The sequence below is a fragment of the Vibrio sp. THAF190c genome (assembly GCF_009363355.1).
In the GTDB taxonomy this organism is placed as follows: Bacteria; Pseudomonadota; Gammaproteobacteria; order Enterobacterales; family Vibrionaceae; genus Vibrio; species Vibrio fortis_A.
The window spans coordinates 3,028,859-3,044,989 of sequence record NZ_CP045338.1 but is presented as its reverse complement, the minus strand read 5'-3'; the positions used below and the strand labels follow the sequence as shown (position 1 = coordinate 3,044,989).

Annotated in this window: 12 protein-coding genes; 5 read left to right on the top strand and 7 right to left on the bottom strand. The window is 47.4% G+C overall.

The genetic code is table 11. The features are described from left to right. Positions 1–34: 34 nt before the first annotated feature. From hslV to priA, 4 genes are all read right to left on the bottom strand, one after another. Complete coding sequence (gene hslV / locus FIV04_RS13785; RefSeq protein ID WP_150893224.1) at positions 35–583, bottom strand: ATP-dependent protease subunit HslV; 549 nt, start codon at positions 581–583, stop codon at positions 35–37. Between the two features lie 175 nt (positions 584–758). Next, positions 759–1,292, bottom strand: a complete 534-nt coding sequence (locus FIV04_RS13780) for an SPOR domain-containing protein (protein ID WP_032550059.1) — start codon at positions 1,290–1,292, stop codon at positions 759–761. A gap of 121 nt (positions 1,293–1,413) precedes the next feature. Then, the gene (gene cytR, locus FIV04_RS13775; protein WP_032549977.1) at positions 1,414–2,418 is read right to left on the bottom strand and encodes a DNA-binding transcriptional regulator CytR; all 1,005 of its coding nucleotides are present in this window, start codon (positions 2,416–2,418) and stop codon (positions 1,414–1,416) included. A 234-nt stretch (positions 2,419–2,652) separates the two neighbouring features. Further along, complete coding sequence (priA, locus tag FIV04_RS13770; RefSeq protein ID WP_152469394.1) at positions 2,653–4,854, bottom strand: primosomal protein N'; 2,202 nt, start codon at positions 4,852–4,854, stop codon at positions 2,653–2,655. A 323-nt stretch (positions 4,855–5,177) separates the two neighbouring features. Here priA and rpmE point away from each other — a divergent pair, with 323 nt between their 5' ends. Both rpmE and FIV04_RS13760 read left to right on the top strand, forming a co-directional pair. Next, entirely contained in the window at positions 5,178–5,396 is a 219-nt protein-coding gene (rpmE, locus tag FIV04_RS13765) for a 50S ribosomal protein L31 (protein ID WP_032549979.1), read from the top strand. Between the two features lie 208 nt (positions 5,397–5,604). Beyond that, the gene (locus FIV04_RS13760; RefSeq protein ID WP_150869392.1) at positions 5,605–6,891 is read left to right on the top strand and encodes a malic enzyme-like NAD(P)-binding protein; all 1,287 of its coding nucleotides are present in this window, start codon (positions 5,605–5,607) and stop codon (positions 6,889–6,891) included. Positions 6,892–7,071: 180 nt separating this feature from the next. On the opposite strand, the gene metJ is transcribed toward FIV04_RS13760, so the two are convergent. Continuing rightward, positions 7,072–7,392: a met regulon transcriptional regulator MetJ gene (metJ, locus tag FIV04_RS13755; RefSeq protein ID WP_004415993.1), complete on the bottom strand. Its 321-nt coding sequence runs from the start codon at positions 7,390–7,392 to the stop codon at positions 7,072–7,074. A gap of 209 nt (positions 7,393–7,601) precedes the next feature. Here metJ and FIV04_RS13750 point away from each other — a divergent pair, with 209 nt between their 5' ends. The 3 genes from FIV04_RS13750 (at position 7,602) to metF (ending at position 12,374) form a co-directional block, all read left to right on the top strand. Further along, positions 7,602–8,786: an O-succinylhomoserine (thiol)-lyase gene (locus FIV04_RS13750; RefSeq protein ID WP_152469393.1), complete on the top strand. Its 1,185-nt coding sequence runs from the start codon at positions 7,602–7,604 to the stop codon at positions 8,784–8,786. Continuing rightward, positions 8,786–11,197, top strand: a complete 2,412-nt coding sequence (locus tag FIV04_RS13745; RefSeq protein WP_152469392.1) for a bifunctional aspartate kinase/homoserine dehydrogenase II — start codon at positions 8,786–8,788, stop codon at positions 11,195–11,197. Before FIV04_RS13750 ends, FIV04_RS13745 begins: the two co-directional genes overlap by 1 nt. Before the next feature lie 277 nt (positions 11,198–11,474). Further along, positions 11,475–12,374: a methylenetetrahydrofolate reductase gene (gene metF / locus FIV04_RS13740; protein ID WP_032549983.1), complete on the top strand. Its 900-nt coding sequence runs from the start codon at positions 11,475–11,477 to the stop codon at positions 12,372–12,374. A gap of 96 nt (positions 12,375–12,470) precedes the next feature. Here metF and FIV04_RS13735 read toward each other — a convergent pair whose 3' ends face one another. Together FIV04_RS13735 and ppc are read right to left on the bottom strand one after the other, a co-directional pair. Then, entirely contained in the window at positions 12,471–13,010 is a 540-nt protein-coding gene (locus FIV04_RS13735) for a PadR family transcriptional regulator (protein WP_032549984.1), read from the bottom strand. 359 nt (positions 13,011–13,369) lie between these two features. Continuing rightward, complete coding sequence (gene ppc / locus FIV04_RS13730; protein WP_172974251.1) at positions 13,370–16,006, bottom strand: phosphoenolpyruvate carboxylase; 2,637 nt, start codon at positions 16,004–16,006, stop codon at positions 13,370–13,372. Between the last annotated feature and the right edge of the window lie 125 nt (positions 16,007–16,131).

Below are 16,131 nucleotides of genomic sequence, written 5' to 3'. Positions count from 1 at the left end.
TGAGTCACTGTTGGATGCAATATTGGTTTGAGGCTTATTCCGGCTTCGGTAGCTCAACGGTGCTTTCTAGTTCTTCAACAGTGTGGTGATGGTTGGTGAATACACAGATGTCGCCAGCAATGGTCAGTGACTTCTCTGCGATTTCACGTGCATCTAAATCGGTATTTTCTAGTAGGGCTGTCGCTGCTGCTTGTGCAAAGTTGCCGCCTGAGCCAATTGCGATTAGGTCATGCTCTGGCTGCACTACGTCACCGTTACCAGTGATGATCAGAGATGCTGTCTCATCGGCAACAGCCAATAGGGCTTCTAGTTTGCGCAGAGCGCGATCACTACGCCAATCCTTCGCCAGCTCAACGGCAGCTTTGGTTAGGTGGCCTTGGTGCATTTGCAGCTTGCTTTCAAATTTTTCGAATAGCGTGAAAGCATCTGCCGTACCGCCAGCGAAACCTGCCAGTACTTTATTATTGTATAGGCGACGTACTTTACGGGCATTGCCCTTCATTACGGTGTTGCCTAGAGATACTTGTCCATCACCCGCGATGACGACTTTATTATTACGACGTACAGATACAATGGTAGTCACGAGTAGGGCCTCTTTATCTTTTTATCTTTGGGTATAAAAACAATATGAGGATGGCCTGCTGAGAATTCAAGTTGCCATGGTAGATGTAGGGCAATTTATGCTGATAGGGCAGTAGAAAACAGTATTGGTCCAGAAAGCAGAAAACCTCCGAAAGCGGAGGTTTTCATCATGGAATTTATTGGTCTTTCCAAATCGCACACGGCTCGATTTTGGCTCTTTGTAGCTTATGGCGATCACGCTCAGCATCACGCTTAAGTTTGTAAGGGCCAAGTACCACACGGTACCAGCTGCTGCCTTCTTTCTTGCGGATATCGCTTGAGATGCCTTGGAAGGCGATGTCGAGTTTACGCGCTTCAGCTTGAGCGGATGTCTTGTAAGCGCCACATTGCATGATGTATGGCACTTTAGAAACCTCTTGCTCTTTGGCTTTCACTTCAACTTCGCGGCTTGGTAAGGTCTCTACGTAATCCCACTTTTCTTCGGGTGGAGGCGGTATAACCTTAGCTGGCTTAGGTTTTGGTTTGGGCTTAGTCACCACAGTCGGCGGTGGTGGCTCAGGATCATTGCTCAACAGATACAAGCCGTAGCCAAAGCCACCGGCCAGTAAGATCGCCAAAAGACCACTGCGCCATGGTTTTCGGCGAGGGGCAGGTTTTTTAGCCGTGCGTTTATTTCCACGACCGCGCTTTACATAATCTCTATTAGCCACAAGTCTTTCAAATGTTGGTGATTCTGCACCCATGGTAATCCAGAATGCGCGAGGATAATAGTGTAGAAATGGAAGCGGCACATCAAAATGTGCCGCAGATTTATGAGTCTATTTTCATGGGTTAAATGCGTGGTGGCGCCGTACTTCCACGAACGACCAGTTTCGCTTCAAGCAGACGAGAACCAGCTTGAACATCATTGCCTTTGAGCATATCAAGCATCATCAGCATCGCCTGACGTCCAATCTCGTAGCGAGGCTGAGAAATCGTCGTCAACGGTGGATCGCAGTATTGTGCGAATTGAATATCATCGAAGCCGACAATAGATAGATCGTGCGGGACGCGTAGACCTAGTTTCTTCGCTTCTTGAATCGCACCAATTGCCATCGCGTCATTGTGACAGAAGATAGCAGTTGGTTGCTCTGGCAGTGCAAGTAGTTGGCGAACCGCTTGAGCACCCGCTTCAAAGGTAAAGTCACCGACCGTGCTGTAGGCTGGGTTCATGGTAACTCCTGCGCGGCGCAGTGCTTGCTGATAGCCTTGTTGACGGAATTGACAGAGGGTAGCCGATGTCGGGCCTGAGATCTGAGCAATGCGCTTATGACCCAGCTGAGCAAGGTAGTTCACCGCTTCAAATGCCGAGGTCAGGTTGTCGATGTGTACCGTTGGCAGCTCAAGCTCTGGAGCGAATTCACACGCCATAACCATTGGTGGCAGGTTTTTCTGCTCTGCTTTGCTGACATCGAATGGGTGGTCAGTTCCGAGTAGTAGCATGCCGTCTGCTTGCTTGGTGAAGACCAAGTTTACAAACGAGCTCTCACGTTTTTTCTGTTGTCCGCTATCACCTAGAAGAACCAAGTAGTCGTTTTCAACGGCAGCGTCTTCAATACCGCGAATGATTTCAGCGAAGTAGGGATCACAGATATCAGGAACGATGGTGATGATGGTTTTAGATTCGTTGCGACGTAAGTTTCTAGCTAAAGTGTTGGGTGAGTATCCAGCTTCGAGTACCGCTGTTTCAACTCGCTTTCGAGTGGTCACCGATACTTTTTCAGGGTTCATTAGCGCTCGTGATACCGTCGCTGTTGAGACACCTGCCAACTGGGCAACATCCTTCATTGTCGCCATAAATTAAACCCTCTCTAATTCCTTTATTGCCTCTGACTAAGGCGTGAATAATTATATAATTGATTGATATTATGAAAGTGTTGCTAACACTTTTTTTATTGCAATATTTTATGTGTTTAGCCGATACAAAGTTACGGCTAGATTAACAAAAATCACATGACTAGTGTGAAGTTGCTCACGATAAATATGAAATTTCCGTGAATAAACCTATCAGTAATTTTAAGCCAGTAAGGTTTAGCTGAGATCTTGCGGCTCAATGTCGAGCGACCAACGTACCTTTTTTGCGAGTGGCAACATGTTTATCGCAGGTTTTGCACTCATGAGTAATTTCTGCATAAGTGAGCGAGTTTGGGTTTGCAAAATCAACTGCCAACGCGACTTTCCAGCACGCTTGGCCAGCGGTGCTGGAGTGGGCCCAAGTACCATACAGAACTGATCAAATAGTGGGTGCGACTCTAAGGTGTGGCGCACCTGTCTTAAAAACTCTTCAACAAGATATGGGTCATTGGCTTCCGCGCGGAATAGCGTCATAAAGGTATAGGGCGGTAGCATCGCTTGTTTACGTTCGGCGAGCGCTGTCTGAGCAAAGTGGTTGTAGTCTTTGTGCAGCAGTGCCTGCAGCAACCCGTGTTCTGGATGATGAGTCTGCAGAATCACTTCACCAGGCTTACTTGCACGTCCAGCACGGCCTGCAACTTGAATAAACAGCTGAGCCAGGCGCTCGGAGGCTCGAAAGTCGCTGCTGTAGAGAGAACCATCAACGTCGAGCAGCGCTACTAGAGTCACGTCCGGAAAGTGGTGCCCCTTAGCAAGCATCTGGGTGCCGATCAGAATCTGATACTCACCACGGCGAATCGATTCTAATGCATTCTCTAGGCTGCCCTTGCGACGGGTACTGTCGCGGTCAATTCGTATGGTTTTGTATTCAGGGAACAACTGCCCAAGCTGTGTTTCTAGCTGCTCGGTGCCGACACCTACGGTCACTAGATTAGCCGAGCCACACCCTTGGCAGTTATGAATGATATGCTGCTGAGAGCCACAATGGTGGCAGCGCATCTCATTACTGTATTGGTGATAGGTGTAGTAGGCATCACAGCGCTTACACTCTGCCGTCCAACCGCAGTCATGGCACATCAATGCTGGAGAGAAGCCACGACGGTTTAAGAACAGCATCACTTGGTTACCGGACTTGAGGTGTCTTTGCATCTCAGCAATCAATGAGGCCGATAAGCCGCTCTCAAGGTACTCCCCCTTAACATCCAGAACCTTGTTAGTGGTTGGTACGGCTGCACCCGCACGTGAGCTCAATGTCAGATGGCCATACTTGCCAACTTGCGCGTTGTGTAGGGTTTCAAATGCAGGGGTTGCTGAGCCAAGCACAATTGGAATCTGCGCTTTGTGGGCGCGCATAATCGCCACATCACGAGCATGGTAGCGTAAGCTGTCTTGTTGCTTATATGACGCGTCATGTTCCTCGTCGACAATAATGATGCCGAGGTCAGCAAACGGCGTAAACAGAGCCGAACGAGTGCCGATCACAATGCCTGCGATCTTATCGCGAGCAGATAGCCAAGCGTTTAGGCGCTCAGAGTCATTTAACCCTGAATGCACGACTTCAATCGGTACGTTAAAGCGTTTTTTAAAGCGGTTGATGGTCTGCGGGGTCAGGCCGATTTCAGGAACCAAAACTAAGGCTTGTCTGCCTTGCTCTAGCACCGGCTTAATCATATTTAGGTAAACTTCTGTTTTGCCCGAACCCGTAACACCTTCTAATAGGAAACAGCCAAAGTCGGTTTGGCTATTGACCGTGGCAATCGCGATCGCCTGCTCTTCGTTGAGCTTTGGCTTGTCTTGGTCGTTTTCAAGGTCGCTTGGCCATGCATAACGTGTCGGTTTTTTCTCGCGGGACTCTATCCAACCTTTCTCTTCAAGGGTTTTGAGTACTGAGCTTGAGATCTCTTGGTCAATAAACTCTTGATGCGGTACTGGGCCATTTTCAAGCAAGTGCATCACTTTGGCCTGTTTGACTGCGCGTCCAAAGCCTTGCATCAACTGATCTTTACCCTGTGATGTGATTTGCCACTCGACCAGTGTCGCGAAGTCTGCAGGTTTTCCTTTACGCAATGCGCTTGGCAGGGCGTTAGCAAAGGTTTCGCCCAATGGGTATTGATAGAACTGGCTGCACCATACTAACAAGGAGTATACCGAGTCAGGCCATACAGGTTGATTGTCGAGTAGGGCTTTAATAGGTTTAAGCTTGTCGAATTCAAACTCAGACTCATTGACCAGTGCAGTGACAATGCCAGTCAGAGTCTGGCGGCCAAAAGGAACCGAGACGCGCCCACCAATGATAGGAAACAAATGACCTGGGATTTTGTAGTCAAACTGTCTATCTAAAGGGACTGGCAGAGCCACTCGGGCAATCGTTGGACGCATAAATTCGCTTGTTAATTCTGGAGAGTGCAGGGCGACCAGTCTAAAGGATAAGGACGCTAAATTCGAGAAGCAGTTTGTTTGCCAAAGTCGGTGATGGAGTTATGCAAAGCATAAAAAGGCAATAAAAGAAGAAATCATGCAATAGTGGCGAAAAAATCATCCAAACTGGTTGATCCTGCCTCACAGATTCATTACTATACGGCGCCTTAAAGGTATGGCTTCATCACGTTTTCGTGAGATGCGGTGTCTTTAATCTATTTTTTAACAACGTGTGGTGTCCGGCTTAGAATCGGATGGCGACACGGCCTAATTGAGGTTTTCCCATGAAAGTTGGTATCCACCCAGAATACAAAGCTGTAACAGCTACTTGCTCTTGCGGCAACACATTTGAATTCAACTCTACTCTAGGTAAAGATTCTATCCACCTAGACGTATGTGACAAATGTCACCCATTCTACACTGGTAAGCAACGTATCGTTGATACAGGCGGCCGTGTAGATCGCTTCAACAAGCGTTTCGGTGCTCTATCTAGCAAGAAGTAATTCTCGCTTAGTAGATATGAAAAAGGACACTTCGGTGTCCTTTTTTGTTATCTGGCGTTTAGTAATTTCAACTGGGCACTGGTCTTATTAGTAGTGAATTCTCGTTTTTTAATGAGACAGGGGGCTTTACCACCTAGGAACTTTGAAGTACATCCATTAATATAAAATGGATTCCCCCAAATAATAATATTCTAGGAAACCTACACCCATGTCTGATGACACTCTCCAAGCTCAATCTGAAGAACTATCACCTCAAGAACAATTCCGTCAGCAAGCTCTTGATTATCATGAGTTCCCAATTCCTGGCAAAATTGCCGTTGAACTGACAAAGTCTGCAAATTCTGCAGAAGATCTGGCCCTTGCTTACAGCCCAGGTGTGGCTGAGCCAGTTCGTGAAATCGCACAGAACGTGGATAACGTTTATAAGTACACAGGTAAAGGCAACATGGTTGCAGTTATCTCTAACGGTACAGCGATTCTTGGCCTAGGTAACCTAGGTCCTATTGCTTCTAAACCAGTAATGGAAGGTAAAGCGCTACTGTTTAAGCGTTTTGCAGGTTTAGATTCTATCGATATTGAAGTAAAACACCGCACAATCGATGAGTTCGTAGATACAGTAGCGAACATTGCCGATACATTCGGTGGCATCAACCTAGAAGACATCAAAGCACCAGACTGTTTTGAAATTGAACGCCGCCTAATCGAGCGTTGTGATGTTCCTGTATTCCACGATGACCAGCATGGTACTGCGATCGTAACAGCTGCGGGTATGCTGAACGCGATTGAGCTTCAAGGTAAGAAGCTGGAAGAGTGTAAGATTGTTTGTTTGGGTGCAGGTGCAGCGGCAGTTGCATGTATGGAACTGCTGATCAAGTGTGGCGCACAGCGTGAGAAGATCTACATGCTGGACCGTAAAGGTGTGATTCACACTCGTCGTGACGATCTGAACGAATACAAGCAGCTGTTCGCGAACAACACTGACAAGCGTACTCTAGAAGACGTGATTGAAGGTGCAGACCTATTCCTAGGTGTATCGGGTCCTAACCTGCTACCAGCAGAATCACTGAAGTTGATGGCTGACAAGCCGATCGTATTCGCGTGTTCTAACCCAGATCCAGAGATCAAGCCAGAGCTTGCTCACGAAGTTCGTAGCGACCTTATCATGGGTACTGGCCGTAGTGATTACCCGAACCAAGTAAACAACGTTCTGTGTTTCCCATTCATCTTCCGTGGTGCTCTTGATGTTCGTGCAAGCGAAATCAACGATGCAATGAAGCTAGCGGCAGTGGAAGCGATTCGTGAACTTGCGAAAGAAGAAGTACCTGCAGACGTACTAAAAGCAGCAGGTGCTGATGCACTTGAGTTTGGTAAAGGCTACATCATTCCTAAGCCAATGGACCCACGTCTATTGCCTCGCGTGGCAAAAGCAGTTGCTCAGGCAGCGGTTGATTCTGGTGTGGCTCGTATTGAGATGCCAGCAAACTACATGGCGTAGAAGCATATGGCATAGAGACTGGATGGCGTAATCGTCATTTAGTAGAGCGAAGAGAATAATAAAAAACCGACTCATCTGGAGTCGGTTTTTTTATGCCTGAAATTCATCCTGGATGATTTCGGCAATCAATATGGCTCAGCTAAAGCGAATCAAATGTTGAAGGTAGTGACTGAGTTATGATTATTCTTCGTCAAACGCTTCGAACTCGATACCCATCTCTGTCATCAGCTTTTTCACTTCAGCTGGGATATCGTCTGGGCGGTCTTTACGCAGGTCTTCATCTGTTGGTAGAGGCTGGCCAGTATATGCATGCAGAAAGGCTTCACATAGCAGCTCACTGTTTGTTGCATGGCGTAGGTTGTTAATCTGGCGGCGGGTACGCTCGTCAGTTAGAACCTTTAACACTTTTAGAGGGATAGAAACTGTAATTTTCTTTACTTGTTCGCTTTTCTTTCCATGCTCAGCATATGGGCTTATGTATTCACCATTCCAGTCGGCCATTGCGTACCTTCATCACTTTAGTTGTTAGATTAAATTAATAGGGATGATTTTAGCGGGATTTACCGCCATAAGCAAAGACATATAGACGTCTAGAAGTGTTGACGTCTCATTCTTATGAAAGTAAAGTGAATAACATATATCTAACACAGCCGCAAAACCCCGACAAGCCGCTGTGATTCTCAGACGCCAAAACCTGTAAGGAAACACCTATGAGCAGCCGGAAACCAGCAACCATCGCCGTACGTACTGGTATCGAGTCAGACACTCAACATCATGCCGTTGTTCCACCAATTTATCTGTCGACTAACTACGGTTTTCCCGCTTTTGGTGAAGTGCCTAAGTATGATTACACTCGCTCAGGTAACCCAAACCGTGGCTTGCTAGAAACAGCCCTGTTTGAATTGGAGTCTGGTAAGGGGGCAGTTGTGACCAACTGTGGTACTTCTGCATTAAACCTTTGGGTTTCCGCTTTCCTTGGTAGCGATGATCTGATCGTGGCACCACACGACTGCTACGGTGGTACTTATCGTCTTTTCAATACACGCTCAAAAAAGGGTGACTTTAAGGTTCTGTTTGTCGATCAATCGGATCAAGCCGCATTCGATGCAGCGATCGCACTCAAGCCTAAATTGATCTTGCTGGAAACGCCATCAAACCCATTGGTGCGTGTCGTCGACATTGAAGAAACCTGCCGCAAGGCAAAAGAGGCGGGTGCGCTGGTGGCGGTGGATAACACCTTTTTGACTCCTGTGTTCCAAAAGCCTCTAGAGCTTGGTGCTGACTTTGTTATCCACTCAACGACTAAGTACATCAATGGTCACTCAGATGTGATTGGCGGCGTAGTGATTACTAAAACCGAAGAGCACGCTGAAGAGCTGGCTTGGTGGGGTAACTGTATTGGTGCAACGGGGACACCATTTGATAGCTACATGACGCTACGTGGTATTCGTACACTAGGTGCGCGTATGCGTGTTCATGAAGAGAGCTCTCGTGAGATTCTAACGGCGCTACAGAAACAACCATTAGTTGATACCATTTATCACCCGAGTCTGCCTGAGCATCCGGGTCATGAGATTGCTAAGAAGCAGCAGTCTGGTTTTGGGTCTATGCTGAGTTTTGAATTTGCAGGTTCTTTCGAGGCTCTTAAGCACTTTGTTGGTGAGCTAGAGCTGTTCTCATTGGCAGAATCGCTTGGCGGTGTTGAGAGCTTAATTTGTCACCCTGCTTCAATGACACACCGTGCAATGGGTGAAGAGGCTCTAGCGGAAGCGGGTGTATCTCATCAGCTGCTAAGACTGTCGGTAGGCCTTGAAGATGCAGAAGACCTAATTGCTGACCTTGAACAAGCGTTTGCTAAAGCACAGCAGTTCATCGATAACGGGGAGAGCAACTAATGGCTAACTTTCGCCAATTGCATAAATTTGGTGGTAGCAGTTTGGCAAACCCTGAGTGCTATCAGCGTGTAGTGAGTATTCTCAAAGAGTACTCTAGTGAAACAGATTTGGTAGTGGTGTCTGCGGCAGGCAAAACCACAAACCGATTGATCGAATTTTTAGAAGCGCTGGAGAAAGATGGACGCTTGGCTCATGAGTGTCTGCAATCTTTGCGTCAGTTCCAACTAGAGCTGGTTTCAGAACTATTAGAGGGCGAAGTAGCAGAGCAGTTAACTGCAACCCTACAACGAGAGTTTACAGCTTTAGGTGAGTTAACCGCACCATTGAATGAAGCACAAAAAGCGTCTGTGTTAGGCCATGGTGAAGTGTGGTCGTCCCGCTTACTAGCGGCGCTTTTATGTCAGAGTGATCTTCAAGCGGTAGCGCAAGATGCGCGTGACTTTCTGCGTGCTGAAGCGGGTGCTCAGCCAGAGGTGGATCGCGCTCGCTCATACGCATTGATTAAAGAGTCTCTCGCCCAACACGCTCATTGTCGCGTAGTGATTACCGGATTTATGGCACAAAACAGTGTCGGTGAAACGGTGCTTTTAGGTCGTAATGGCTCAGACTATTCCGCAACCGTAATTGGTGCATTAGCGGAAGTCGATCGTGTGACTATCTGGAGTGATGTGGCCGGTGTGTATAGTGCTGACCCTAGGTTGGTTTCTGATGCATGTCTGTTGCCTTTGCTACGTCTAGATGAGGCGAGTGAACTTGCACGTCTGGCGGCACCTGTGCTTCACAGTCGTACTCTACAACCTGTCGCGCAGAGTGCGATGGATCTTAGCCTACGCTGCAGCTATCAGCCTGAGTCTGGCTCTACTCAGATTGAACGTGTATTGGCGTCGGGACGCGGTGCAAAGATCATCACGTCTTTAGATGATGTACTACTGATTCAGCTTACCTTTGGTCATGGCCATGACTTTGAGCGCCTTGAGAGTGAGGTGCTTGAGGGGCTTAAGCGCGCTCAGCTCGAGCCACTGGCTTACGAGCTGCAAGCGGACCAAAACTGTTTGCGTCTCGCCTACACTGAAGAGATTGCGGGTGGAGCGCTTGAATATCTGCAAGATCATGCGATTGAAGCGGAAATCAAACTTAAAGAGGGTTACTCACTGGTTGCTGCGGTAGGTGCTGGTGTGACTAAGAACCCGAATCACTGCTACGGTTTCTACCAACAGCTAAAGAGCGCACCGGTTGAGTTTATCTCAGAGTCTCAATCTCGTTTGAGCTTAGTGGCCGTTGTTCGTAAGTCGGAAACTGAAACCTTAGTGAAAGGCATTCACTCTCAATTGTTCCAAGCTCAGAAGCGCGTTGCGATTGCGCTGTGTGGTAAGGGTAACATCGGCTCAAGCTGGCTATCACTGTTCGCTGAGCAAAAGGTTGAGCTAGAAAAGCGTCGCGGCATGAACTTCGAGTTGGTTGCGGTGGTGGATAGTCAAACTTATTGGTACGACGAACAAGGTATCGATGCTCGTGCAGTCGTCGATCGCTTTGGTGACGAGGCAGTCGAGTATTCGGACGGCGAGTGGTTAACCAAGTTAGGTTCAATTCAAGGCTATGATGAAGTGGTGGTATTGGATGTAACGGCGAGCAAGGTACTGGCTGACAAGTATTTGGACATCGCTCAACAAGGTATCCACCTAATCTCTGCCAACAAAGTCGCGGGCTCTGCATCGAGTGATTACTATCATCAGGTACAAGACGCGTTCGCGAAGATCAGCCGCCATTGGTTGTACAACGCGACAGTAGGTGCAGGCTTACCGATCAACCATACTGTACGTGACTTGCGTGAGAGTGGTGATGACATCATTGCGTTATCAGGCATCTTCTCTGGCACTCTATCTTGGCTGTTCCAACAATTTGATGGCTCAGTACCATTTAGCGAGTTGGTGGACCTAGCGTGGCAGCAGGGCTTAACTGAGCCAGACCCTCGCTCTGACCTTGATGGCTCGGATGTGATGCGTAAGCTGGTTATTCTCGCGCGTGAATCCGGTCTAGATATTGAACCTGAGAACGTCAAAGTGGAATCTTTGGTACCGGAAGAGCTGCAAGATCTCTCTGTCGATGACTTCTTTGATAAAGCATCAGTATTGAGCGAAGTGCTGGCTGAGCGTCTAGAGAAGGCTCAATCGCAGCATAAGGTACTACGTTATGTTGCACGCCTTGAGAAGAATGGTAAGGCAACGGTAGGTGTAGAAGCGCTATCGAAAGAGCATGCTCTGGCGAACCTGCTGCCATGTGACAACATCTTTGCGATTGAGAGTAAGTGGTACAAAGATAACCCATTGGTGATTCGTGGTCCTGGTGCAGGACGTGAGGTAACGGCCGGTGCGATTCAGTCTGATTTGAATAGAATGTCGAGCTTATTCTAAAACTCAGATCGATGGTTTGTAAGCGTAAATAGCATACTATCCACTAAGATAAATAAGGCTGAAAGCACAATGTGTTTTTCAGCCTTTTTTGTACGTTATTATTGCTTTGCGACCCACTTATCGACTTGAAGATTCCTCACGATCAACTTGAGAAAAATTCATAATGGATCTGTTGACATTAAATCGTATTCAATACATTCTGTGGACATATAGACGTCTAAACGTCGGTTTAAAGGTTTGAGATTTTAGTGGTTGAGTTGGCCACAGGGAGAGTAAGATGGGATACACGCACGCAAGTCATATAGACGCTTTGAATCAGAACATTGCTGAGCTTTCTGACAACATCAATGTGTCATTTGAGTTTTTTCCGCCAAGCAATGAGAAGATGGAAGAGACACTGTGGAACTCTGTACACCGTCTGAAAACACTACAACCTAAGTTTGTATCGGTGACTTACGGTGCTAACTCTGGTGAGCGTGACCGTACCCACTCAATCATCAAAGAGATTAAAGACCAGACGGGTCTTGTTGCAGCGCCACACTTAACGTGTATTGATGCAAGCCGTGAAGAGTTGATTCAAATCGCTGACGATTACTGGGCGAACGGTATTCAAAGTATCGTTGCACTGCGTGGTGATATTCCTCCAGGTGGCGGTGCGCCAGAAATGTATGCTTCAGACCTTGTTAAACTGCTTAAAGCTCGTCATGATTTCGATATCTCAGTTGCGGCTTTCCCTGAAGTTCACCCTGAAGCGAAGAGCGCACAAGCCGATCTACTTAACCTAAAACGTAAAGTTGATGCGGGTGCTAACCGTGCGATTACTCAGTTCTTTTTTGATGTAGAGAGCTACCTGCGTTTCCGTGACCGCTGTGTGGCTGCAGGCATCGATGTAGAGATCGTTCCGGGCATTCTACCTGTATCTAACTTTAAGCAAGCGTCTCGCTTTGCGGCGATGAACAATGTGAAAGTACCGGGTTGGATGGCGAAGCAATTTGAAGGCTTAGACGATGACCCAACAACGCGTCAGCTAGTAGGTGCGAGCCAAGCGATAGATATGGTTAGAACGCTAAGCCGTGAAGGTGTGAAGGATTTCCACTTCTATACGCTGAACCGCGCTGAGATGACTTACGCACTTTGTCACACTCTAGGTGTGCGTCCTCAGGTTGCAGCACTGTAAGTTTCAACTCTACCCAGCAGATACAAAAAAGGCTTGAATACTCAGTATTCAAGCCTTTTGCTTATCTAGTCTCTGGTGAAATCACCAGTGTCAAACTTACGCTAACGTTTCAAGCTCTAGTAGAACTTCTTCAGCCCACATGATCCAAGCTTCACGGATCAGTAGGTTACGACGCAGTGTTAGTCGCTCTAGACGTGCTTGCTTATCTAGTGTTGACGGCGTTGCGTAGTAAGCTGCTTCAATCTCTTTGTAGTGAGAAACCAGCTTGCGTGATTCTTCAACTAGTTCAGAAAGTTGTACTTGGTATGCAGCCGATGGTTGAACGGCACAAGCCATCAATTTTGCTGAGAATTCATCACGTACAGTTGGGTGAGCAGTTGGCTGTTCAAACCACTCGCCTAGTGCGCGACGGCCAGCGTCTGTGATTGAGTAAACTTTACGGTCAGGTTTGCCTTCTTGAGGTTCTAGTACGCAAGTTACCTGTTCATTTTGAGCCATTTTGTTGAGCTCGCGGTAAACTTGTTGGTGACTAGCTTTCCAGAAGTATCCAATGCTTGCTGAGAATTCTTTAGTGATATCGTAACCAGTAGCATCGCGTGTACTTAAAACGGTTAGAATTACGTGTGGTAATGACATGTCTTCAATCCAAATGGTCAATAAACAGTAAACAAAAACTTAAACATCAAGTGTGCTTCTTGCGGCACGATATATTGGGTTATGTCTAAGTTGCACCAACACTCTTTGTTGTTGGTTGTGTCACCTTATAAAGCCGTTTATCACCTAGTCGGACTAGCTTGCCTAGTCCAATGCTACGAAATATTTTGATTGGAGTGTTCTCGCAGCGGAGCAGTAGTATATCTAAATAATAAGCATAAAGTAGAATACATGGACAAAATAACCCAAAAAACTGATAAAAGACTCAATAGTATTTTCTCGGTAAAATAAAAAGGTCGCCATGGGCGACCTTTTGTTCTTTATTTAGAATATTATTCTGCTTAACCAGTGTTGCGCATGCCTGCTGCAATGCCTGCAATCGTCACCATAAGCGCTTCTTCTAGCTCTGCTGGTGGCGTTTCACTCTGACGAGTACGGTATAGCAGCTCAGCTTGAAGCATGTTCAACGGCTCAACGTAGATGTTACGTAGGCGGATAGACTCTTGTCCCCAAGGGTCGCTCTGCATTAGGTTTTCATTGTTCTCTACATTTAGCACCGCTTTGATGTCTTTTTGCAGCTGTTCGCGAAGCTTCTCACCCAGTGGCAATAGTTCTTCGTCTACCAAACGCTGGTCGTAGTACTTAGCGATCTCCATATTACACTTCGAGTAAACCATCTCAAGCATACCTAAGCGAGTCGAGAAGAATGGCCACTCGCGACACATCTCTTCAAGCAGCGCTTGATGGCCTTGATCAACTGAGTATTGAATCGCTTCACCAGCACCTAACCATGCAGGTAGTACTAGACGGTTTTGGCTCCAAGAGAAGATCCAAGGGATAGCACGCAGGCTTTCTACGCCACCATTTGGATTACGCTTAGCTGGACGAGAGCCTAGAGGCAGTTTGCCAAGCTCTAGCTCTGGGGTTGCCTGGCGGAAGTAAGGAACGAATTTTTCTTCGCCACGAACTACGTTGCGGTAAGCTTCACAAGAAACCTGTGATAATACTTCCATCAGATCGCGCCACTCTTGCTTCGGCTCTGGTGGTGGAAGTAGGTTTGCTTCAAGGATTGCGCTTGCGTATAGGTTAAAGCTGTTCACTGCGACATCTGGTAAGCCAAGCTTAAAGCGAATCATCTCGCCTTGCTCAGTTACACGTAGACCGCCTTTTAAGCTCTTTGGTGGTTGAGAAAGTAGTGCAGCGTGCGCTGGAGCGCCACCACGACCTACGGTACCACCACGGCCGTGGAATAGAGTCAGCTCAATACCTTCCTCTTCACACGCTTTTACAAGCTTATCCATTGCATCGTATTGCGCCCAACCTGCAGACATTACGCCAGCATCTTTTGCTGAGTCAGAATAGCCGATCATGACCATTTGGTGGTTCTGGATGAAGCCACGGTAAAGGTCGATGCTCATTAGCTGCTTCATTACCGCTTCAGAGTTGTTTAAGTCGTCTAGCGTTTCGAACAGTGGACATACGTCCATGCGGTACGGACAGCCTGATTCTTGAAGTAGCAAGTGAACCGCAAGTACATCTGACGCTGTGCGAGCCATTGAGATAACGTAAGCACCAAAGGCTTCACGAGGTTGCGCAGCAATTACTTTACAGGTGTCTAAAACCTCTTTGACTGGCTCAGATGGCTCCCAATCACGCGGAAGTAGTGGACGCTTAGAGCTTAGCTCGTTGGTTAGGAAAGCAATCTTGTCTTGCTCACTCCATTGGTCGTAGTCACCGATACCTAGGTAGCGAGTTAGCTCAGAAAGAACGTCTGAGTGACGTGTGCTCTCTTGGCGGATATCAAGACGAACTAGGTGTACGCCAAAGGCCTTGATACGGCGCAGTGTATCCAATAGTGAACCGTCTGCGATGACGCCCATGCCGCATTCATGTAGCGATTGGTAACATGCGTAAAGCGGTGTCCAGAGTTGGTCGATATTCTGTAGTGTGGTCTTCTTCGGTACTTCTGCGTCGTGCAGTTTTGCGTCAAGTACTTCGAGCGTGTCCGTAAGCAGCGTACGTAGGCTCTTAAGGATCGCTCGGTAAGCTTCGTGCTCGTCACCAGCCAGTTCACGTACTGTGTCGTTGCATTTTGTCATCGACAGTTCAGTAATCAGCTCGTTGATGTCACCTAGGTAAAGATCAGCGGCTTTCCAGCGAGATAGGCGCAGTACTTCTTTAGTGATTGAGTGTGTAACAAACGGGTTACCGTCTCGGTCACCACCCATCCAAGATGAGAAGTGGACTGGGCGAGCATCGATAGGTAGGCCTTCGCCAAGGAAACCTTTTAGACGACCATCCATTTCACGTAGGAAATCTGGTACGGCTTCCCAAAGTGAATTTTCTACGACTGCAAAGCCCCATTTCGCTTCATCAAGCGGAGTTGGGCGCTGTTGGCGAATCACGTCTGAGTGCCAGCCTTGAGCGATCAGTTGCTCTAGACGACGTTCAGTTTTCACGCGCTCTTTGTTTGATAGGTCGCTCAGCTCAAGCTTTGATAGACACTCGTTGATCTTAACTAGCTTGTTGATCATGGTGCGACGAGTGATTTCAGTTGGGTGAGCGGTCAGTACTAACTCGATATTCAGGTCGCGAACGGCTTGAGCAGCATCGAGTTTGCTGATGTCATTTTGGTTTAGCTTAGAGAACAGAGATTGAAGTACGTCTGGTTCACAAACGTGCTCTTCACAGTGGCGAGAAATGGTGTGGTATTGCTCCGCCATGTTGGTGAGGTTTAGAAATTGGTTGAAAGCACGAGCGACAGGGGTGAGTTGCTCGTTCGGTAAATTTTTGATCTCTTCAACTAGGCTGTCGCGGTCAGCTTGGTTGCCTGCTCGAGCTGACTTGGAAAGTTTACGGATAGTTTCCACTTTCTCTAGGATTACGTCGCCATGCGCGTCTTGAATAGTGTTACCTAGCAAGCGTCCTAGCATGCTCACGTTACTCTTGAGAGCGGCGTATTTCTCGTTCATTGTCATCCTGCCTCGTAAAAAAATTACATCCATTGTTCCTTGTTAGGTACACAATCTAGCGAAAACTGCTGTATCTAGTCAAATAAAGCATCCTAAGTTTGCAATTATTGGTTATATAAATGGCGAAGCGA

What these genes read in the sequence shown, in the direction of transcription:
- cytR (WP_032549977.1), bottom strand. Translation starts at nt 2,418, where the DNA reads ATGGCGACAATGAAGGATGTTGCCCAGTTGGCAGGTGTCTCAACAGCG.
- priA (WP_152469394.1), bottom strand. Translation starts at nt 4,854, where the DNA reads ATGCGTCCAACGATTGCCCGAGTGGCTCTGCCAGTCCCTTTAGATAGA.
- rpmE (WP_032549979.1), top strand. Translation starts at nt 5,178, where the DNA reads ATGAAAGTTGGTATCCACCCAGAATACAAAGCTGTAACAGCTACTTGC.
- FIV04_RS13760 (WP_150869392.1), top strand. Translation starts at nt 5,605, where the DNA reads ATGTCTGATGACACTCTCCAAGCTCAATCTGAAGAACTATCACCTCAA.
- metJ (WP_004415993.1), bottom strand. Translation starts at nt 7,392, where the DNA reads ATGGCCGACTGGAATGGTGAATACATAAGCCCATATGCTGAGCATGGA.
- FIV04_RS13750 (WP_152469393.1), top strand. Translation starts at nt 7,602, where the DNA reads ATGAGCAGCCGGAAACCAGCAACCATCGCCGTACGTACTGGTATCGAG.
- FIV04_RS13745 (WP_152469392.1), top strand. Translation starts at nt 8,786, where the DNA reads ATGGCTAACTTTCGCCAATTGCATAAATTTGGTGGTAGCAGTTTGGCA.
- metF (WP_032549983.1), top strand. Translation starts at nt 11,475, where the DNA reads ATGGGATACACGCACGCAAGTCATATAGACGCTTTGAATCAGAACATT.
- FIV04_RS13735 (WP_032549984.1), bottom strand. Translation starts at nt 13,010, where the DNA reads ATGTCATTACCACACGTAATTCTAACCGTTTTAAGTACACGCGATGCT.
- ppc (WP_172974251.1), bottom strand. Translation starts at nt 16,006, where the DNA reads ATGACAATGAACGAGAAATACGCCGCTCTCAAGAGTAACGTGAGCATG.